Annotated in this window: 20 protein-coding genes, 1 tRNA gene, 1 rRNA gene and 2 riboswitches; of the genes, 7 read left to right on the top strand and 15 right to left on the bottom strand. The window is 51.9% G+C overall.

Annotated features, from left to right (window positions below):
• The first annotated feature begins 84 nt into the window (after positions 1–84).
• Positions 85–225: riboswitch (cyclic di-AMP (ydaO/yuaA leader) on the top strand.
• 20 nt (positions 226–245) lie between these two features.
• From KIH86_RS27730 to KIH86_RS27720, 3 genes are all read left to right on the top strand, one after another.
• Positions 246–713, top strand: a complete 468-nt coding sequence (locus KIH86_RS27730; protein ID WP_223088507.1) for a C40 family peptidase — start codon at positions 246–248, stop codon at positions 711–713.
• Positions 714–1,101: 388 nt separating this feature from the next.
• A riboswitch (cyclic di-AMP (ydaO/yuaA leader) is annotated at positions 1,102–1,244 on the top strand.
• A gap of 4 nt (positions 1,245–1,248) precedes the next feature.
• A complete protein-coding gene (locus KIH86_RS27725) occupies positions 1,249–1,740 on the top strand; it encodes a C40 family peptidase (RefSeq protein ID WP_223088490.1) in 492 nt (163 codons plus the stop codon).
• Between the two features lie 286 nt (positions 1,741–2,026).
• Positions 2,027–2,530: a GNAT family N-acetyltransferase gene (locus tag KIH86_RS27720; RefSeq protein WP_223088489.1), complete on the top strand. Its 504-nt coding sequence runs from the start codon at positions 2,027–2,029 to the stop codon at positions 2,528–2,530.
• Between the two features lie 179 nt (positions 2,531–2,709).
• Here the strand turns inward: KIH86_RS27720 and KIH86_RS27715 are convergent, their stop codons facing one another.
• A complete protein-coding gene (locus KIH86_RS27715) occupies positions 2,710–2,997 on the bottom strand; it encodes a 4a-hydroxytetrahydrobiopterin dehydratase (RefSeq protein ID WP_235775639.1) in 288 nt (95 codons plus the stop codon).
• Between the two features lie 197 nt (positions 2,998–3,194).
• Positions 3,195–3,488 carry a hypothetical protein gene (locus KIH86_RS27710; RefSeq protein ID WP_223088487.1) on the bottom strand — a complete coding sequence of 98 codons (294 nt, stop codon included), beginning with the start codon at positions 3,486–3,488 and terminating at the stop codon, positions 3,195–3,197.
• 194 nt (positions 3,489–3,682) lie between these two features.
• Between KIH86_RS27710 and motA the strand changes: the two genes are divergently transcribed.
• Both motA and motB read left to right on the top strand, forming a co-directional pair.
• Positions 3,683–4,486, top strand: a complete 804-nt coding sequence (gene motA, locus KIH86_RS27705) for a flagellar motor stator protein MotA (protein ID WP_223088486.1) — start codon at positions 3,683–3,685, stop codon at positions 4,484–4,486.
• Positions 4,470–5,279 (top strand): flagellar motor protein MotB, encoded by an 810-nt coding sequence (gene motB, locus KIH86_RS27700; protein WP_223088485.1) that lies wholly within the window; start codon positions 4,470–4,472, stop codon positions 5,277–5,279. The genes motA and motB overlap by 17 nt, the downstream gene beginning before the upstream one ends.
• 108 nt (positions 5,280–5,387) lie before the next feature.
• On the opposite strand, the gene KIH86_RS27695 is transcribed toward motB, so the two are convergent.
• The 3 genes from KIH86_RS27695 to KIH86_RS27685 all read right to left on the bottom strand — a co-directional run bounded on the left by KIH86_RS27695 (position 5,388) and on the right by KIH86_RS27685 (position 9,536).
• Positions 5,388–6,272 carry an EFR1 family ferrodoxin gene (locus KIH86_RS27695; protein ID WP_223088484.1) on the bottom strand — a complete coding sequence of 295 codons (885 nt, stop codon included), beginning with the start codon at positions 6,270–6,272 and terminating at the stop codon, positions 5,388–5,390.
• A 232-nt stretch (positions 6,273–6,504) separates the two neighbouring features.
• Positions 6,505–7,206, bottom strand: a complete 702-nt coding sequence (gene rluF / locus KIH86_RS27690) for a 23S rRNA pseudouridine(2604) synthase RluF (RefSeq protein ID WP_223088483.1) — start codon at positions 7,204–7,206, stop codon at positions 6,505–6,507.
• 41 nt (positions 7,207–7,247) lie between these two features.
• Positions 7,248–9,536, bottom strand: a complete 2,289-nt coding sequence (locus KIH86_RS27685; RefSeq protein WP_223088482.1) for an ATP-binding protein — start codon at positions 9,534–9,536, stop codon at positions 7,248–7,250.
• Positions 9,537–9,869: 333 nt separating this feature from the next.
• Here KIH86_RS27685 and tadA point away from each other — a divergent pair, with 333 nt between their 5' ends.
• The gene (tadA, locus tag KIH86_RS27680; RefSeq protein ID WP_262416665.1) at positions 9,870–10,361 is read left to right on the top strand and encodes a tRNA adenosine(34) deaminase TadA; all 492 of its coding nucleotides are present in this window, start codon (positions 9,870–9,872) and stop codon (positions 10,359–10,361) included.
• A gap of 7 nt (positions 10,362–10,368) precedes the next feature.
• On the top strand, positions 10,369–10,929 hold the full coding sequence (locus KIH86_RS27675; protein WP_223088480.1) for a GNAT family N-acetyltransferase: 561 nt from the start codon (positions 10,369–10,371) through the stop codon (positions 10,927–10,929).
• Positions 10,930–11,010: 81 nt separating this feature from the next.
• Here KIH86_RS27675 and KIH86_RS27670 read toward each other — a convergent pair whose 3' ends face one another.
• The 10 genes from KIH86_RS27670 to rrf form a co-directional block, all read right to left on the bottom strand.
• Positions 11,011–12,105: a hypothetical protein gene (locus KIH86_RS27670; RefSeq protein ID WP_223088479.1), complete on the bottom strand. Its 1,095-nt coding sequence runs from the start codon at positions 12,103–12,105 to the stop codon at positions 11,011–11,013.
• A gap of 91 nt (positions 12,106–12,196) precedes the next feature.
• On the bottom strand, positions 12,197–12,346 hold the full coding sequence (locus KIH86_RS27665; RefSeq protein WP_223088478.1) for a small acid-soluble spore protein P: 150 nt from the start codon (positions 12,344–12,346) through the stop codon (positions 12,197–12,199).
• Between the two features lie 25 nt (positions 12,347–12,371).
• The gene (locus tag KIH86_RS27660; protein ID WP_223088477.1) at positions 12,372–12,713 is read right to left on the bottom strand and encodes a hypothetical protein; all 342 of its coding nucleotides are present in this window, start codon (positions 12,711–12,713) and stop codon (positions 12,372–12,374) included.
• A 275-nt stretch (positions 12,714–12,988) separates the two neighbouring features.
• Positions 12,989–13,077: transfer RNA gene (locus tag KIH86_RS27655), tRNA-Ser, on the bottom strand.
• A 77-nt stretch (positions 13,078–13,154) separates the two neighbouring features.
• A complete protein-coding gene (gene serS / locus KIH86_RS27650) occupies positions 13,155–14,444 on the bottom strand; it encodes a serine--tRNA ligase (protein WP_223088476.1) in 1,290 nt (429 codons plus the stop codon).
• An 85-nt stretch (positions 14,445–14,529) separates the two neighbouring features.
• Positions 14,530–15,114 (bottom strand): pyridoxal 5'-phosphate synthase glutaminase subunit PdxT, encoded by a 585-nt coding sequence (pdxT, locus tag KIH86_RS27645; RefSeq protein ID WP_223088475.1) that lies wholly within the window; start codon positions 15,112–15,114, stop codon positions 14,530–14,532.
• A 20-nt stretch (positions 15,115–15,134) separates the two neighbouring features.
• A complete protein-coding gene (pdxS, locus tag KIH86_RS27640; RefSeq protein ID WP_223088474.1) occupies positions 15,135–16,016 on the bottom strand; it encodes a pyridoxal 5'-phosphate synthase lyase subunit PdxS in 882 nt (293 codons plus the stop codon).
• A gap of 107 nt (positions 16,017–16,123) precedes the next feature.
• On the bottom strand, positions 16,124–17,515 hold the full coding sequence (locus KIH86_RS27635) for a D-alanyl-D-alanine carboxypeptidase family protein (protein WP_235775638.1): 1,392 nt from the start codon (positions 17,513–17,515) through the stop codon (positions 16,124–16,126).
• 126 nt (positions 17,516–17,641) lie between these two features.
• Positions 17,642–19,099, bottom strand: a complete 1,458-nt coding sequence (gene guaB, locus KIH86_RS27630; protein WP_223088473.1) for an IMP dehydrogenase — start codon at positions 19,097–19,099, stop codon at positions 17,642–17,644.
• Between the two features lie 369 nt (positions 19,100–19,468).
• Positions 19,469–19,569: ribosomal RNA gene (gene rrf / locus KIH86_RS27625) — 5S ribosomal RNA — on the bottom strand.
• Positions 19,570–19,808: the final 239 nt, after the last annotated feature.

Genomic DNA, 19,808 nt, shown 5'->3' with positions numbered 1-19,808 from the left:
TGTTGAGGGTAACAAGTTTGTAATCTTTTAAAAAGATAAGTTATTTTGACGACCATTGTATTATAACGTCGAATTCATATTGAGGTGCACAACAAGCCAAATCCCTGGGCACCGGGGAGCGGGGGAACCATTTCTTTGGGTGAATTGATCTCGTAACAGAGGGGTCATAGGGAACCTTCAAACCGAATCCTTAAGCTAACCACGCAGGCATTTGGAAGGAGAACTTCACATTGAAAGGTCAATCGATCAAGAAGAAAATCGCAGCCGCTGCGTTGGGTGTTGTGATGGCTTTCACATTAGGTACCGGAAGCGCTTTCGCAGACTCCAAGATGGATACTGTTATTTCTAAAACAATCGGAATCTCCTATAAAACCGGCGGCACAACAACGGCCGGCTTTGACTGCTCGGGTTATACCAAATATGTCTTCACGAAGCTCGGACTTTCGCTTCCCCGCACTTCTCAAGCGCAGTACAATGTGGGATCCTCCGTATCGCGCAGTCAACTTCGCTCCGGCGATCTCGTCTTCTTTAATACGACAGGAAGAGGCGTCTCCCACGTTGGTATTTATGTCGGCAACGGCAAATTCGCCAACTCGTCTTCCTCGCACGGTGTTACAATCAGCTCACTGAGCCAGTCTTACTGGGCCAGCCGCTATGTTGGCGCCAAGCGCGTCATGAGCAAGAACGATTACCAATCTGTCGCATACGATTGATTATTTGTAATCATTAACCACCCGGACCTGATTTCTCCGATCAATTCCGGGTTTTTCTTTTATGATTCAACTTTTTCCTAATTTAAGGTAAATATACACCGGATAATCTGCCATGAAACAACCTTCTTCAGAAATGAAAAATAAATTTTTTTGTCGGTTCTCAAGATTGTACAAAGCCAGAGAATTCACGGGTTTTGGAGATATCTATAGGCAACCGCCTAAATGAAAGCGTTATAAAAACGACTGTGGCTATGTACAAAATGATTGCCAAGCGGCTAAAGGTTTGTTACAATAATCGCAATGAAATCATAGTAACATTTTTGTAATGAATATTAACGTTTTCGCGATTTTTTTGTTACGAATGAATCGTTATAAATCGAAACCACCATTACAGTAGGTGCCGAGTTCCCTGAAGCAGGGAAGCGGGGGAACCATCTTTGGGTGAATTGACCTCCTAAATTTAGTGAGAGGTCATAGGGGACCTTCTACCGAACCCTTAAGCTAACCTCGCAGGCATTGGAAGGAGTCCATTCGTTTGAAGAAGAAGTTGGCGGCAGCATTCCTCAGTTTCTCCATCGTTCTAACAATTGGAGCTGGCAGCGCACTTGCCGATTCCAAGATGGATAAGGTAATCGACAGCGCGATCGGAACCAAATATGTTTCCGGCGGCACAACGACAAGCGGATTTGATTGTTCCGGATTTACCATGTACGTGTTCAACCAAATCGGCGTTAACCTGCCGCATCAATCCGGCTCTCAATACCAGATGGGCGATGCAGTATCCCGCAGCGACCTGCGCGCGGGGGATCTGGTGTTCTTCAACACCAGCGGAAAAGGCGTATCCCATGTCGGCATCTATGTCGGCGACGGTAAATTCGCCCATGCTTCCACCTCCAGAGGCGTTATCATTACCTCACTGAGTGACAGCTACTATGTGAACCGCTATGTCGGCGCCAAGCGCATCATGAGCAGCAGCAAGTACCAAGCGGCTGCCGTCGATACGCAAGATGATGATAACGTTCAATAATGCAATGGAACTTTAATGTAGAATCTTTGCCCCTGCCGGTCTCTGACCGCAGGGGTTTTTATCCGTTATACGCCATTTCGTCCGTCTTACTTACCATTTACCCCGTTCGAAATTTGTCAAACACCCCATATAATAGGAAACGGGAAATTTAGGGGAATTTGGGGGCGGGAATTCGGGTATGGGTGCTGCTGAAAGTTTTTGCGTCGATTTAGCCCTTTTTGTATATAATTTAATAAAGGTCAGAATCAGAGGGTCTTAATTCTTGGAAAAGGAGGCCGCTGAACTTATGATTAGCTCACCCGTTATTTTTCACGCTGTCCCTATGACAGCTGCGCATGCCAAGGAGATCTGCACCTGGCATTACAAGGCACCTTACAACATTTACGGATGGCTTTCCTGGGAACAGATGGAAGCGCTCGGCATCGAATTCGGTGATCCGCGCATCCGCCGGGAGCAGTATGTTTCGATTATGAATCAGAATGACGAGCTTTGCGGCTTTGCCCAGTTGTTTCCTATAGAAGGCGAGGTCCGCACAGTAAGACTGGGACTCGGCATGCATCCCGAGCTTTGCGGGCAGGGTACTGGGCATCTGTTCGTCGGAGCGATCATCGAGGAAGCCCGCAAGCGGTATCCCCGGCGGGAAATCGACCTGGAGGTTCTCACCTGGAACCAGAGAGCGATCCGTGCTTACCGGAAGGCCGGCTTCACGATTACCGATGCGTACGAGCGCCGGACACCAACCGGAGTTAAGCCGTTTTATTGCATGGTTTACGATAAATCGCGAGCCTGAAGATAAATAGCGGAGTTTTCCTAACAGCCTTCCTTCATTAAAAGGGTGTCTGGCTGGTGCGTTGCAGTAGAAATAGAAATACGCCTTCTACCCTGCAGCCTCGCGGCTTCAGCGGAAGAAGGCGTATTTGTAATGCTGTATCTGGTGTCTCACGATTACTGAGCTTTCGGATACCAGTCTTACCGTGTCTTCTCGAATGCCTCATTAAACTCATGGGCTTCCCGGATGTCGAGCGCGGTAATCCCGCCTTCTTCGCCTGTGGACAGACGCAGAGTAACTGTTTTGTAGTCGATGGTAATATGCGGATGATGGGTGAAGGCTTCCGAAATAGCGGCTACTTCATCCACGAAGGCAATCCCCTTCATAAAATCGCTGAACATATATTTGCGCACCATGGCCCCGTCTTCAAGCTTCCAGCCATCCAGTTTGCTTACCTGCTCCTGCAGTTCTCCATCAGTTAACAGCACGTTAGATTTTCCTCCCTTGACAGCCGCCGGAATTCCCGCAGCCTTCCTTAAAACAAACATCCCTCAGTCTTCAATCCAAGGGATGCGCCAGGCTAAGGCCTATTTTCGGTTTAATGTATTCTGGGTTCCCGGCTTTTATACCTTGGACACCCCCAATTTTACCATGAGGGCAGACTCGGGGCAAATTAGCGGAGCCCTTAGATCAGCGCTACAGACTCCAAATCCTCTTCTCCAACCAGAATATTGATCCGGTGCCCTTCCTTGTCATAAATCACGACACCGCTGCCTACCTGTATGACAGGCTCGTTGCCCAAAGCAAAGAACAGATCCTCCGCGAGCGCCTCCCATACCTCCAGCTTCGATTCACGCGGCAGCATCTGCCACTCCTCCGAGTCCATTTCAAAGAACAGATAGCTGTCCGGTATGCACTCAACCGCTTTTGTTAAGTCGTTCAATATATCGCCGTAATCTCTTCCATGCTTAACGCCCACCGTTCTCACTCCGCTTCTTAAAGACTATGAATACCCTTTCCTTACCCATTATAGCCTAAACGCCTTCACAAAAAGAGTCGGGCTGTCGATAAATAAATTATGGCTTTTATTTGTTCTTCGCCGATCGGCCCGCCGCCATTCATGGATGAAAGCTGCGGAGTTCAATATTTAAATCTCATGGACGAGGTGTATGCATGCAAATCTCATCAATTATTGGTCTGATTCTTGGTCTTGTAGCTGTTATCTTGGGGATGTTCCTCAAAGGGGCGCCGATCATCGCGCTTAAGAACTACGCCGCCTTTACCATCATTCTTGTGGGTACGGCCGCCTCCCTGTTTATGGCATTCCCGATGTCAGAAATCAAAAAGCTGCCGAAGCTGTTCAAGATCATCTTTGTCGGCGGGAAGAAAATGGTCAGCAAGCAAGAAGTCATTACCATGTTCATGGAATGGGCGGCCATAACCCGCCGCGAAGGCCTGCTGGCGCTTGAATCCAAGGTAGAGGAGATTCAGGATGATTTTCTCCGCAGCGGCATGCGGATGATTATCGACGGCAACGACCAGGAATTCGTTCAGGATGTCCTGATGGAAGATATTCACGCGACTGAGGAGCGCCATAAAGTCGGAGCCTTGATATTCTCCCAGGCCGGCATGTACGCCCCGACGCTCGGGGTGCTCGGCGCCGTTATCGGTCTGATCGCCGCCCTCGCGGATATGAGCGCCATGGAGAAGCTCGCTCACGCGATCGGCGCGGCATTTATCGCGACACTGCTCGGTATCTTTACCGGTTACGTCTTATGGCATCCGATGTCGAACAAGCTCAAGCGTCTGTCGAAGCAGGAAATGGAGATCCGCATGATGATGCTGGAAGGGCTGCTTTCTATCCAGTCCGGTGTCTCGACCATCGCCATTAACCAGAAGCTGTCCGTCTTCCTGACCCCTGCAGAGCGCGCCAAGCTGAATCAGAAGGAAGGTGGGGCGAATGAGCAAAAAGACTAGGCACGAGGATCATGAAGAGCATGCCGACGAATCCTGGCTGCTCCCTTATTCCGACCTTATGACCCTGCTTGTCGCCTTGTTCCTCGTCCTGTACGCCATGAGCGCGACGGACGCCAAGAAATTTGAAGAGATGGCCCAGGCTTTCAGCAGTGCCCTGAACGGCGGGACAGGGGTGCTGGACTACCAATCGATGGCGCCTACCAATAGTAATCTCGATGAAGGCAAGGCGAAGAAGAACGACAATGTGCTGGACACGAACCGCAATGAGAACGAGATTGCCAAGCTCCGGCAGAAAGAGCAGGAAGATCTCGAGAAGCTCAAGAAGCAGTTCGACCAATATATCAAAGCTAATAATTTGACAGATCTGCTCGAAACGAAGCTCAATCAGTCGCAGCTTCTGATTACGATAAGCGACAACGCGCTGTTTCCTTCGGGACAGGCCAACGTCAAGCCGGAGTCGCGGCAGCTGGCCAAATCGATCTCATACATCCTTCAGTCGTTCCCGGATTATAGTGTCGTCGTGTCCGGCTATACCGACAATATTCCGATCTCGAACAACCAATATTCTTCCAACTGGGACCTCAGCGCCAATCGGGCCCTGCAGTTCATGAGAATTCTGCTGATCAATCCGTACTTGAATCCGGAGAAATTCAGCGTCATCGGATACGGGGAATACCAACCAGTAGCCGATAATTCCACCGAGGCCGGACGCGCGAAGAATCGCCGGGTTGAAGTGTCGATTCTTCGGAAATACCAGGATACCACGAAGACGACGTCAGTATCCGCGAAATAACTCTTATCCCCTTTTAACGTACACCCCCTTCAGGCATACAGTGCGAGCGTTCACAGCAAGCTGAACGAGAACTGTAAGCGGGAGGGGATTTTTGTCTGCATATAGACGCTACTCCTCCTTTAAATAATCGATAAAATGCCTGTAATACCCCCTGGATTCTGCCGTAACGTACTGACCGTCGTTTCCTGAATCCTCAGCCAGCCTTTGGAGTCCGGGTCCTCCCGTATAGGGACGAACCACACAGGAGCGAATATATTTCGCCTGGATCGCTTCCCTGGGACAATTATACAGGCACCTCATGCACCACATACACGCACGGCCAAATGAAATGCCTTCCTCCGTCTTTTTGATATTGGATACCGGACATTCCCGCACACATTTCAGACACAACGTGCAGGAGGATGAAGCAGACAAGCCTTTTGCGAAAAATTTAGCGGCAAATCCCTCTCCCCAGTACACCGTCCTTAATACCATTCTCAGCAAAAGGTTCATCTCAAGCTTCCGGGGCACCCTTCTCCTGATCTCATCCCCGATACGTTCCGTCTTCATCCGGGCAGCCTCATACAGCTGTTTGTTCAGCCGATCGTCGTATTTCATGAAGAGATTGCAAGGCATGGCGAGAAGAGAATCGTGAAAGGGGCTGTAGCCCTTCTGCCGCAGCATCCTCAGCAGGACGTGGGAGGCTCCATAATTGATGTAATGGGGGGATGACGCCGTCTTAAAGACGAAGGCAGGAGTCTCCAAGGAAGAAGGCAGCTGCCTGACGAACCGTTCTACCAGGCTGGACGCTCCAAATCCCATCACGGGATGACCGATCCCGATTAAACCGTATCCGGCGTAATCCGGCATTCGATGTCCTTTGATAATGTCTTCGATCCTGAACAGGTCTGCTCCGCCGCCCTCCCTGGTCAATGCTTCGGACAGCAGCCTGGCGACAACCTCGGTATTTCCCGTTCCTGAAAAATAAAAAATTGCCGTTCGCGATTCCTGCATGTGAGCAACCTCCCAACTGGACGGATGTCTGGAAATCCTGACCCAACCATTGTAGTAAGGCCTGCTTCCCGTATCTATGAGATTCCATACAAGGATAAACGCTTTACGGCGTCCTTAGACGCCATGCGTTTACCGAGAAATAGAAGGCTGTGATAAGCGCGCAGCTTATTCATTCTTATATTTTAAAAAATCCCCTTCCAGCGCCTATCAGGACCGGAAGAGGATCATATTGTCACTGAAGCCGATAGTCGAGCATGCCTCCAAGCTCTTTCTTCTCGGCAGGCGTCAGATCACGCCAGGTACCCACCTTCAGGTTCCCCAGCCGAATATTCATGATCCGGATCCGCTGCAGCCGCCGCACTTCGTAACCGAAGGCGCTGCACATTCTGCGGATTTGCCTGTTCTTGCCCTCGGTCAGAATAATCCGGAATACCCGTTCCGTTATGCGGGTTACCTGGCATGGCAACGTCTTCTCTCCGAGAATTTTGACCCCGCTGGACATACCTTCAATAAAGGAAGGCGTAATCGGGCGGTCTACGGTCACGACATACTCCTTCTCATGCCGCCCCTCGGCGCGAAGAATTTTATTGACGATATCGCCGTCATTGGTTAGCAGGATCAGTCCTTCGGAATCTTTGTCCAGCCGGCCGATGGGGAAGATCCGTTCATGATGTCCGACAAAATCAACGATATTCCCCTTCACATGGCCCTCGGTCGTAGAGGTAATGCCGACCGGCTTGTTCAGCGCGATGTAGACCGTCCGGGATTCGGTGCTGAGCGCCTTTCCGTCAATCCGGACATCATCCCCCGACTCGGCCTGGCTGCCCAGAACAGCCTTCTCTCCGTTGATCGTCACTCTTCCGCTCTCCACCAGCTTGTCCGCTTCGCGGCGGGAGCAGTAGCCCGTCTCACTGATAAACTTATTAATTCTCATGCTGCGCTCTCACTCTCTTTCTTGTCCTTGCTGCGGGCTTCCTATGCTATATCCTCACACTCTCCGGCTTCCGGCAGCGTGATCGTCACCCAGGTTCCGTAACCGACCCGGCTGTCGATCTCCATACGTCCCTTATGAGCCTGTATGATCCGCTGGCTGATCATAAGGCCGAGTCCCGTCCCCGTCTCCTTATTCGTGAAGAACGGCTGGCCAAGCTTCGGCAGAACCTCCTCGGGGATACCTTCGCCTTCATCTGTGATTATGATGACGATGGAGCTATCGACACGCTTCTGTTCCAGCGTCAGCGTTCCTCCTGAAGACATGGACTCGATCCCGTTCTTGATGATATTGATGAACACCTGCTTCAACTGGTTCTCTTCACAGTGTACCATAGCAGGACGGTATTCAAACCGGTTCTCGACCTGGATGTCATGCAGATGCGCCTGGCTGTCCAGGAGCGATACGACATCGTATAAAATCTGGCGCACATCCTTCCGCTGAAACCGGACCGCCTGCGGCTTGGCCAGGATCAGGAACTCGCTGACAATCAAATTAATCCGGTCCAGCTCGGAGAGCATCAGATCGACATGCAGGGGAATGAGCAGACTCTTCTCTTTCTGAAGCTGCAGAAATCCCCTAAGCGTCGTCAACGGGTTGCGGATTTCATGGGCGACGCCTGCAGCCAGCTGCCCGACTGTCGTAAGCTTCTCGGACTGCCGCAGAAGCTCCTCCATCCGGTTGCGTTCCGTCATATCCCGGGACACATGGACGAAGGACATCGGATGGCCTTCCTCGTCCCGAATGACAGAGGTGCTTACACTGACTTCAATTTCCGATCCATCCCGCTTCAGACGCAGCGTCTCCGTTGGCGGAAGCGGCTCGCCGCGTATTAGCCGCTCAAGCCGGTTGCTCTCCTCCTGCTGAACCGAGTCCGGAATCAGGTGGAGCGGCTTCCCGGCCGCTTCGCTCTCCTTCCAGCCGTACAGCTCCTCAAACGCCCGGTTAACACTGATAATATGGCCGCTCATATCGGTGGTATGAATCGCATCCGAGGTTCCGTTAATCACGGACTCCAGATGCTCCTTCACTTCGCGGTTCTCTTCCAGCGTTCTTCGGAGACGGCTTGTATGCAGCTCCAGATTGCGCGTCATGGAATTGATACGCAGCGCCAGCTGGCCCAGCTCGTCGCGGCTGCCTACGATAAGAGGCGGATCGAATTTGCCTTGGGACACATCCTGCACTTTGGCGAGGATTGCCCGAATCGGCCGGATAATGAATCCCGCCAGCACATAGCTTCCCAGCAGGAAGAAGGCAAGCAGCAGGGACGAGGTGCGGACGCTGTTCCAAATCTGCTCTTTCAACACTGAAGAGATGACGGAATAGCTGCTGACCACACTGATAACGTAAGCGCCGGAATCAGGCAGAGTGACAGGAATGAAGCTCTTCAGCACCCGAGTGCCGTTAGCTTTAGTCTCCAGCATAACAGGCGACTTGCGGCTCAATGCCTCCTGAATCGCCTCCTTGTCCTCCTCAACATTCCCGTAGTGGTAGGTCCCGTATTTGATTGGCCGGTTGCGCAGCTTCGTATTCACGCTGTCAGTGCCGTCAGAAGCCATTGTAGACGAGCCGAAAGTGATCGGATTGATCCCTGTAATCTCAAGAATATCAGGGTTGATCTTCATGGTCTGCTGAACGATTTCTTCGGGGCTCATGATCCGGACATAATCGCTGATTGCCGTACTGCGGATATAGGGATCAATTATGTAATTATGATTCTCGTCATGGTAGTATCCCCACTTCTCGATAAACTCCGGATTGGATGAAGAGTACTCAAAGGGGCCGGACCAGAAATTCTGCATCCGCTGTCCCTTCGCGACCGATACATCCCGTCCTTCGAATAAATCGATGAAAGCCGTGTACCAATAGCCCCAGCCTTTGGTCGGTAGCCCCAGCTCCTTGGAGTCGGAGGACTTCCGAACCACCACGTCGTCTTTCGTTCTGACCAGCAGCGAGATATTGGACACACCTGCTTCCGCTGCCAGCGTCTTAAGCTCCGAGTTGCTAACGTTGTCAATGTTGGGATCCAGCCGGCTAGCAATATAAACAGCGGCCATCCGCAAGTTCTGGGCAAGTAACTGTTCCGCGTAATTGGAGCTGTAATTGCTCTGCTCCACGGAGACGGCTATTTGCATGGCCGCTGTCCTCATGTTTCGTTCCACTTCGTTCCGCAGATTATCTCGCGTGCTGTATGTATTCAGCGTTAAATTCAACGCCAAGATCAGAAGCACCGAGCCGAATATTATGGCGGAAAGCTTCGTTTTAATGGACAAGCTCTCTGTTCACCTCTTAACGGGCTGGTAAATCTTATAATATCATTCCATAAATATCATAACTGTTGCCCCTGCTTTTGAAAAGCGGTTGTACACGGCTTTTCGAGCCCTATCGATTGAAAAATACCGTCTCTTTCTCTACAATAGGGAAGAAACCATCCACAGGTTATGCACATATAAACAAATCAAGTTCCTCGATGTGCATAAAAATGTGGATAATACCCCGGTTTTCCACAGAGTTATTCACAGCTTGTTAAGAACGAATATCCGTTCGCGGAATAATCGGCCGATTCACGGAGAGGAAGAGAATTTTTGGAGAACACCGCCAGGGAGTTGGATCAACAACAAGAACACGAGCATTGGATGCGCGAAGCTATCGCTGAAGCCCGCAAGGGGGAAGCGCTTGGCGAAGTTCCGATCGGCGCGGTCGTCGTACAGGATGGAGCGATTATCGGCAGAGGCTATAATCTTCGCGAGACGACGCTTGACTCAACCGCCCATGCCGAGATGGTCGCCATTAGGGAAGCCAGCAAGGCGCTGAATTCCTGGCGTCTGCTGGATTGCACGCTGTACGTTACTCTGGAGCCCTGCCCCATGTGTGCCGGTGCGATGGTACAATCCCGTGTTCCCCGCACCGTATATGGAACACCAGACCCAAAGGCCGGCTGTGCGGGAACATTAATGAACCTGCTGGAGGAGCCACGCTTCAATCACTGCACGGAGATCATCTCCGGCATTCTTCAAGAGGAATGCGCCGAGCTTCTAACCTCTTTCTTCCGCCGGCTGCGGCAGAAGCGCCAGCCTAAATCCAATAAAGAGGAGTAAGCCCGTCATGACCTTTGTGCTCAGCAGCCACTCAGCTCGAATTTACTTGAGACCCTTTACACTTGCCGATGCAGACGACCTGCTTGACCTGCGTCTGCGCAACCGTTATATTCACAGCCGCTACGAGCCTCGGAGAGAGGAAGACTTCTTCACGCTTGATAGTCAGAAACAGCTGATCGCTCAGCGGATTGAGGACGCCGAACAGGATCGCGCCTATATGTTCGGTATATACGCTTCCGGAGAGGACCGCCTGATCGGGCAGATCACGATCAGCAATATCGTGCGCGGTGTTGGCCAATTTGCCGATATTGGCTACTTAGTCGACCATGAGTGCCAGGGCAAAGGCTTCATGACCGCAGCCGTTGGGCTTGTGGTGGCCTATGCCTTCCAGTCGCTTGGCCTCCATCGCCTTCAGGCCGCGATTCTACTGCACAACGACGCGTCCCGGCGTGTGCTGGAGAAGAATGGCTTCCAGGCGGAAGGAATCGCCCGCCAGTTCATCAGAATCGACGGTCGGTGGCAGGATCACCGGACTTACGCCTTGCTGTCTGACGAAGCCAGGCTATAAACTGATCCCCCCTTATGCAGAACGCCTTCATCTCTACGAATGGAGATGAAGGCGTTCGCTGTGTATTTTGCTGAAATCGGATTAGTTCGACTCCAGCGCGGAGGTATTAAACTGCTGTTCAAGCTGGTCTTGCGTAATGACTTCACTGTCCTTCGGAATGCCGATTTTGAAATTGGCCTTCTCGTTAATCTTGCTGTACTGGTTGCTTCCCGTAAGCGATAAGCCTACCTTGCTGCCATCATCCGGATTGTTCACATTAATGTCCAGGTTCAGGGACTGGTACACCGGGAAATCATCCTTATTGATGGCGGTGTTCAGCTGGAATTGATTCACCGTCAGGTATTTATCCAGTTCATTCACGGTCTTCTCGAAATCAGCCTTGGATTCGCTGTCCTGTACACCCGCTTTGGCATCGTCGAGCACCGACTGTTCGATCTGAAGCATGGACTTGTACTCATCCTTGGAGATAATGTCCAGGATCTTCGGCACCACCTTGCTGCCAAAGATGCTCAGTGCTTCCTTCACGTTGTCGTTCGTCACCTGGAACTGAACTACCTGCTTCGCGTCAACCCCTTCAGGAACGCCGGCGTCCTTAGGCGCAACACTCTTGAAGTACTTGGCTTCATCATACTCGTTCAGTACAGCGCTCATCAGTTCATTGCTAAGCTTTTGCATCTTCTGCGTATCCATCATAGCAGGATTGAACTCGGCGCCCTCCTGCTCGGCCAATTCCTTCAAATCAAACATTACAAATTTGCCGACAACACTCTCAGGAATAGGCAGGAACGGTATGCTTGGCACTTTGACGTAGAGCTTGTCTTCCGTCATAACCATCGGAACCGTGAAGCTCATCGACATATCGCCCTTCAGGTTAAGAACCAGCGTCATTTCCGTCTGCATCGGCTTCGCCTGATAAACAGCGTCAACCGAGATGTCCGCGTTCTTCAGCATGCTCATCACTTGTGTCGTCATATCCGCGGATTCCGAGCTCGCCTCATCGATAGTCAAGTTATTGACCACCAGCTTGCTCTGCATTTCATAAGAAGTCATTTCTGCCACTTTGGTCGCTGCTCCCTGCAGCGCTTCCTTTGGCTCTTGCTTGCTACCGCATCCCGGCAAAATTACAGCTGCCGCGAGCAGCATCGACGCCCCAGCGAGGCCCCATTTCCTTAACATTCTCTTTCTCCTCTCCCAATTGAAGAAATATTTACCCCCCTTTCAATGATAAACGATTTACACGAATTGATAAACCGTTTCCTGTAAATTGTTAGCCTTCCGTATTGTGGTGGCTCACATGATTGGCCTGCTTCACTTTTTTGGAGCCGGACAGAGGCTCGGGACCGTCGGAATGACGCTTGTTCCGATTGCCGCCCGACGTCTGGGTGCCGGGGACTTGTGTCGTTTTTGGTTTGCTCATCGATTATCCTCCTATCGGTTAGTAATCAGGGCTGGGTAACGGGCTTCAATGCCTGGGCACATTCGTGGATCTGGCGCGTATATTTCTGCGCTAGCTGTTGAATTGCGGCTGAATGCTCGTCCGTACTCCGTCCGGCCTTCTCCACATCAAGAAAACTGACGGCAACCTCACGGCTGTCCACATACGTGCAGCGAAAATCAAGTTCATAATCCTGATGACCCGCCGAGTTAAAGTGAATTAGCAAGCTTTTGCGGTCACTCTCATCTGCCTGTACCTTATAACTGTCCCCCTCGTCCATAAAAGACGGCAGACGCTCGTTCCAGGCGGAGACAAGCCGCCCCTGGTCCAGCTGTAATGGTTGCTCCATGGTGAATCAGCCTCCTTTTTCATATTGCATAAGCTGAGCTTGAGAATTTACGGGTCTGTGTTTGGGTAACAACCGGTGAATCGGCGTTATTATAGCAACCGTCGTATCTCATTCTTAAGCTCACTTCATACATTGCGGAAAAAGAGGCTTTTTTATTCCGCTTTTCCTTCCACTATGGCTGAAGCGGCATCTGCTCCCTGTTTTCGTTGCTCTAATTATGCAAAAAACCGCTCCCCGAAGGGAACGGCTCTGTTCATCGATATTCATTTGGGTAATGGCGGAGAGGATGGGATTCGAACCCATGTGGGCTTGCACCCTAACGGTTTTCAAGACCGCCCCGTTATGACCGCTTCGGTACCTCTCCATCTGCTGCGGCAAACGCCACATACAATAGAGATTATACCACGGAAACAAGGGTGGAAGCAACCTCAACCTACCTACTTACTTCTCACTCTTTGGACGGATAACCTTAACGTTGCCCATATAAGGCTGCAGGCGCTCCGGAATAATCACGCTGCCGTCTTCTTGCTGGTAATTCTCGAGAATGGCTGCAACCGTCCGTCCGACGGCCAGCGCTGAGCCGTTAAGCGTATGCACGAATTCCGGCTTGGCCTTCGGCTCCTTGCGGAAACGGATGTTGGCACGGCGCGCCTGGAAGTCTTCTGTATTGGAGCAGGACGAAATCTCGCGGTACATGCCCGATTCCGGCAGCCACACCTCCAGGTCATAGGTCTTGGCCGCAGTGAAGCCCATATCGCCCGTGCACAGGGCAAGAACCCGGTACGGCAGCTCCAGCAGCTGCAGAACATGCTCCGCGTCGGCGGTCATCTTCTCAAGCTCTTCATAAGAAGAATCTGGCGAGGTCAGCTTGACCAATTCCACCTTGTTGAACTGATGCTGACGAATCAGTCCGCGGGTATCGCGGCCGGCAGAACCGGCTTCGGAACGAAAACAAGAGCTGTAAGCGACGAAATATTTGGGCAGATCGGATGCGTTCAGAATCTCCTCACGATAATAGTTGGTTACCGGTACCTCGGCAGTCGGGATCAGATAATAATCCGTATCGCGCAGCTTGAACAGATCCTCTTCGAACTTCGGCAGCTGGCCTGTTCCGTACAAGCTGTCTTGATTGACGATATATGGAGGCAGCATTTCTTCATATTGATGCTCACCGCTGTGAAGGTCCATCATAAAGTTAATCAGTGCTCGTTCCAGACGAGCTCCGAGGCCTTTGTAGAAGACAAAGCGCGATCCCGTTACCTTGGCTGCCGCTTCAAAATCCAGAATATCCAGATTCTGCGCCAGCTCCCAATGCGATTTCGGGGTGAACCCAAATTCACGCGGCTGCGACCAGCGGCGAATCTCCACGTTATCTTCTTCTGATTTGCCAACCGGAACCGACTCATGGGGAATATTCGGAATGCTCAGCATCAGCTCGGAAATCTGGCCTTCCAGCTCACGTACTTCATCGTCCAGTTCCTTAATCCGGTCCGAGACGCTGCGCATTTCGGCGATCAGATCCTCTGCCGGCTCTCCAGTCTTCTTCAGCTTGGCAACCTCGCCGGATACGGTATTGCGGCGGTTCTTGAGACTCTCCGTCTCCTGAAGCAGCTCACGGCGGCGAAGATCAAGCGCGGTGAAGCCGGAGATCAAATCCAGCGATTTTCCGCGGTTGTCCAGGGCCTGCTCCACCTTGGCATAATCGGTACGCAATATTTTAACATCTAACACGACATTTTCCCTCCTGAAACAGCCATAACTCTTTCAAAACGCCGTAAGGGCCTTTGAAAGAGTCAGGATGTTGTGGTATGCAGTTCTATGCTCCGACGTTGCGGGCTGCTTGCACCATTTCCGTAAAATACTGATGCAGCCGGTAATCATCGGTTAATTCTGGATGAAAGGAAGATACGAGCAAATTGCCCTGGCGTGCCGTCACAATTTCTCCGTTATATTCGGATAGCACCTCAACGCCGGGTCCGACTTTCTCGATCAGAGGAGCACGGATGAACACCGCGCGGATCGGTTCATCGATGCCTTTGACGTCCAAATCGCACTCGAAGCTCTCCCGCTGGCGTCCAAAAGCATTCCGAGCCACGGTGATATCCATCAGCTCCAGATGAGCAGGCTCCCCGCCGGCGATATCCTTCGCCAGTACAATCAAGCCGGCACATGTACCGAAGATCGGATGGCCTTCTGCAGCAAAGTCGCGGATGGCCTCGATAAAACCGTACTTCCGCATCAGCTTGCCGATGGTCGTGCTCTCGCCGCCTGGGATAATCAGACCGTCGATTTCCTTCAATTCCTCTACCCGTTTGATCGGCACGCCTTCTGCACCGGCCTTGCCGACGCTTACGATATGTTCCGTTACGGCGCCTTGCAGCGCCAATACTCCTATCTTCATTTCCAAGACCTTCTCTCTACTTACCAGCCGCGTTCCGACATCCGTTCGGCAGCGGTCAGTGTTGCGATGTCGATACCTTTCATCGGGGTTCCCAAATTCTTGGAAACTTCGGCGATCAGCTTGTAATCCGTATAATGCGTCGTTGCTTCGACGATCGCACGTGCGAACTTCTCGGGGCTGTCCGATTTGAAAATACCCGAGCCTACGAATACGCCATCAGCGCCCAGATGCATCATCAGTGCAGCGTCGGCAGGTGTCGCTACGCCACCGGCGGCAAAGTTAACGACAGGCAGCTTGCCCAGCTCATGGACTTCAACCAGAAGTTCGTAAGCTACACCCAGATTTTTCGCTTCGGCATACAGCTCGTCCTTTAACATATTTTGAACCTTCCGGATTTGGCTGTTGATATAGCGCATGTGACGAACGGCTTCCACGATGTTGCCGGTTCCCGGCTCGCCCTTCGTGCGGATCATCGACGCGCCTTCGCTAATCCGGCGCAGCGCTTCACCCAGATCCTTCGCTCCGCAGACGAACGGCACCGTGAATTCACGCTTGTCGATGTGGAACACCTCGTCAGCAGGAGTCAGCACTTCGCTCTCGTCCAGGTAGTCGACCCCGAGCGATTCCAGCACCTTGGCTTCCACATAGTGGCCGATACGCGCTTTGGCCATTACAGGGATGCTGACCACCTTCAAGACTTCCTCTACAATCGTAGGGTCCGCCATCCGTGCAACACCGCCGGCTGCCCGGATATCGGAAGGTACGCGCTCCAGAGCCATAACGGCTACGGCCCCTGCAGCCTCGGCGATTTTCGCCTGCTCCGCGTTCATGACGTCCATGATGACGCCGCCCTTTTGCATTTCAGCCATACCTCTTTTTACTCTAGAAGTTCCTGTTTCCATTTCTTCAATCCTCCCGATATTCAATCATAATCTAACTTTTTATTTTACCGCATGGCGGATAAATATACAACTAATTTACTAGGGATTAAACGGAAAATCCCGGAAATCTAGAATAAATTTTTCACTCCGGAGAACAAATCTGCGAAGAAGCTTCCGATCGCCCGGAACAACAGTTTGAACCAGCCCGCTTTCGGTGCTTCTTCCGAGGTGATCAGGTTCACGGTCTTCTCCTGGGCCTGTATGCCGTTCACCTTGTACGTATAGGTTACTGAACCGACCTTCGTTCCCTGCTTGATCGGCGCCACGAGCGTCGAAGCGTCATTGATCTTGGTTACTGCCGCAACCTGCGGGGTCGTCGTGCCTTTCGGTACGATGAACGTTACGCCTGCGTCGGTAACAACCGGCACTTCGCTCTTCTTGCCTTTCGTAATGGCAACCGTCTCATTGCCGGAAACTGTCGATTTGGCCGCTACGACCTGCTTGATCTCGAAATTGTTGAATCCATAGTCCAGGACTTTCTTCGTCTCGGTGAAGCGGTGAGCCTCTGAGTTCGCACCCATGACAACGCTGATCAGACGCATGCCGTCGCGGACCGCGGTCCCGGTGAAGCAGTTCCCGGCATCGGACGTATGGCCGGTCTTCAGACCGTCAAGCCCCGGATAGGCGTACTGCTTGAAGTTGGCGATATTCTTGTTCGCTTCCAGCATCCAGTTGTAGTTGATCATCGGGGCGCTGTCGCGTTCGCGGAATTTGTAGGACTGAATGGTTGTATACTTGGAAAAATCGGGGTGATCCAGCACGATATGCTGAGCCAGTATCGCCGCATCCATCGCCGACATTACCGTCTCTTTGTCCGTATCCGGCCGGAACTTCTTCGGCATATCGGCACGGCTGAGGCCAGTCGAATTAATGAAATAAGCTGTCTTCATGCCAAATTTCTGAGCTGTTTCATTCATCAGCTTGACGAACTCCTGCTCGGAGCCCGAGAGCGTCTCTGCCAGAGCAACGGTAGCATCGTTCGCCGAGCCGACGGCCATTGCTATGTACAGTTCTTCAATCGTATGTTGATCGCCCTGTGCCAAAAAAATACGCGATCCGATCTGCTTGGCCGCGTTCTCGCTAACCGTTACATTCTGATCCCAGGACAGCTTGCCATTCTTGACGGCATCGGCGATCAGATACTCCGTCATCATCTTGGTCATGCTGGCGGGTGGAAGCGGCTTATCCGCATTCATGGACAGCAGCACCTGGCCCGTCGTAGGCTCTAAGAGTACAGCTGATCTAAGATTCAACCCGAGGCTGTCCACCGACGGAATCGTGACGGCAGAAGTCTTCGCCGGGGCTGTCGCCTTCGTAGCGGCCGCAGCTGACGGCGCCGGGGAGGCTGTGCCCGCGGCCATAGCCGGAAGCGGGGAGGACATAAGCATATTAAAAATCAGACCTGCTGCCGCAGTCTGAACGACTATCTTCTTCACTTTGGATTTACGTTTGGACTTCAATTGATTTAAACTCTCCTTCTGTCCTCATCTCAATTGCTTGTTCTATTCTAACACAGGGGTACCCCCAAAAAAAGACGGACAGGGCGAAATTCGTCCTGTCCGTCCGGATTTTAGGCGGAACTAAGATTATAGGGAATAGTTGGGAGCTTCTTTTGTAATTTGCACGTCGTGAGGATGGCTTTCGCGAAGCCCTGCGCCTGTAATACGAATAAAAGAGGTATCGTCGCGCAGTTCCCCCAGCGTCTTCGTGCCGCAGTATCCCATACCGGAGCGCAGTCCGCCGATCAGCTGGTGAACGGTATCCGACAAGGAACCTTTGAAAGCAACGCGTCCTTCAATACCTTCAGGAACGAGCTTCTTGTCGTCATCCTGGAAGTAACGGTCCTTGCTGCCCTGCTTCATGGCGCTCATGCTGCCCATGCCGCGATATACTTTGAACTTCCGGCCCTGGTACAGCTCGGATTCACCCGGGCTCTCTTCCGTGCCTGCGAAGAGGCTTCCCAGCATAACCGCATGCGCACCGGCTGCGAGCGCCTTGGTGATTTCACCGGAGTACTTGATGCCCCCGTCGGCAATAACCGGAACGCCGTACTGACGGGCAACCGCGGCACAATCATAGATCGCCGTAATTTGCGGAACACCGATACCGGCGATAACGCGGGTTGTACAGATCGAGCCAGGTCCGATACCAACCTTGACGATGGATGCGCCGGCTTCAATCAGCTCGCGTGTAGCTTCGCCTGTAGCCACATTTCCGGCCACAATCGTCAGATCCGGATAGATCTGGCGGATCTGGCGAACCGCATCAATAATATTGATATGGTGTCCGTGAGCCGAGTCCATAACAATCATGTCCACTCCCGCCTTAACGAGCGCTTCCGCGCGTTCCAGCGAGTCCTTGGAGATACCAATCGCGGCGCCTACAAGCAGGCGGCCTTGGGCATCTTTGGCACCGTTCGGGAATTGGATGGCTTTCTCGATATCTTTAATCGTAATAAGCCCTTTGAGCACATAATTCTCATCCACAAGGGGCAGCTTCTCGATCTTATGATGCTGGAGCACAACCTCGGCTTCGGCCAACGTGGTTCCAACAGGAGCGGTTACGAGGTTTTCCTTCGTCATCACATCGCTGATCGGAATGTTGAAGTCATGAATGAAGCGAAGATCGCGGTTCGTAATGATCCCCACCAGCTTGTTGTCGTCATTGACGATTGGCACGCCGGAAATCCGGTATTTGCCCATTACGCTTTCCGCATCGGAGACCAGATGTTCCGGTGTAAGCGAGAAAGGATTCGTGATAACGCCGCTCTCGGAGCGCTTCACCCGGTCTACCTCTTCCGCCTGCTTCTCAATCGGCATATTCTTGTGGATAATGCCGATACCGCCTTCGCGCGCAATGGCAATCGCCATAGCTGCTTCGGTAACAGTATCCATGCCGGCGCTCATCAGCGGAATATTCAGCTTCACGTTGCTGCTGAGCACAGTGGAAATATCCACTTCCTTCGGCAGCACTTCCGATTTACGCGGAACCAGCAGCACATCATCAAAAGTCAGTCCCTCTTTACCAAACTTATCTTCCCACACTTGGGTCATTCCTCCCTTATTCTTATGTTCTCACGGCCCGCAAACTTTATAAATAAAGAACACACCCGCCAGCATCGTCCGTCCATGAAAGACAGAGACTCCGGTTACAAAGTATATAGGTTCTTATCTTCAAAGTAGGTTGGAGCGGTATGTCCAAAAATATATTATTGCCATCTTAGCAAAGGCCATTTACCCTGTCAAGAACATTACATGGAGCGGAGAAGTATGGCAAAAATGGAGCGTGGGAAAGCGAATTCTTGGACTTTTGTCCTTCCATGAAGGACGAAACCAATCAAGTGGAGGGCATCCGGCAACAGAGGGCTAAACTACAAAAAAACCACTGCTGAGTACATCAGCAGTGGTTCATGTGCTTGGCAANACCCTTCGGTCCAAGTACCATCGGCGCTGGAGGGCTTAACGGTCGTGTTCGGGATGGGTACGCGTGGAACCCCTCCGCCATCGCCACCAAACGGGTTTTTTCCGCTCGTGGTACTTCCTGAATCGCTTCAGGAAAATAACCGACTACAGAAAAGACATGCAGCTTAGGTTCAGGCTTCAGCATCGCCAAATGCTGAAAGCAATTCGTCGCCTCAATCAGCCGCGTGGACTGGTGAAGCTTGAGTCTTGCTCCCTGAAAACTGGATCGAAACGAAACATTGCGTTCTTTTGGATAAGCCCTCGACCGATTAGTACTGGTCAGCTCCATGCA

The sequence above is a fragment of the Paenibacillus sinensis genome (assembly GCF_019904155.1).
Classification (GTDB): domain Bacteria; phylum Bacillota; class Bacilli; order Paenibacillales; family Paenibacillaceae; genus Paenibacillus_AQ; species Paenibacillus_AQ sinensis.
Note: the sequence above shows the minus strand (reverse complement) of the source record. Positions and strands in the feature narration are given on the sequence as shown.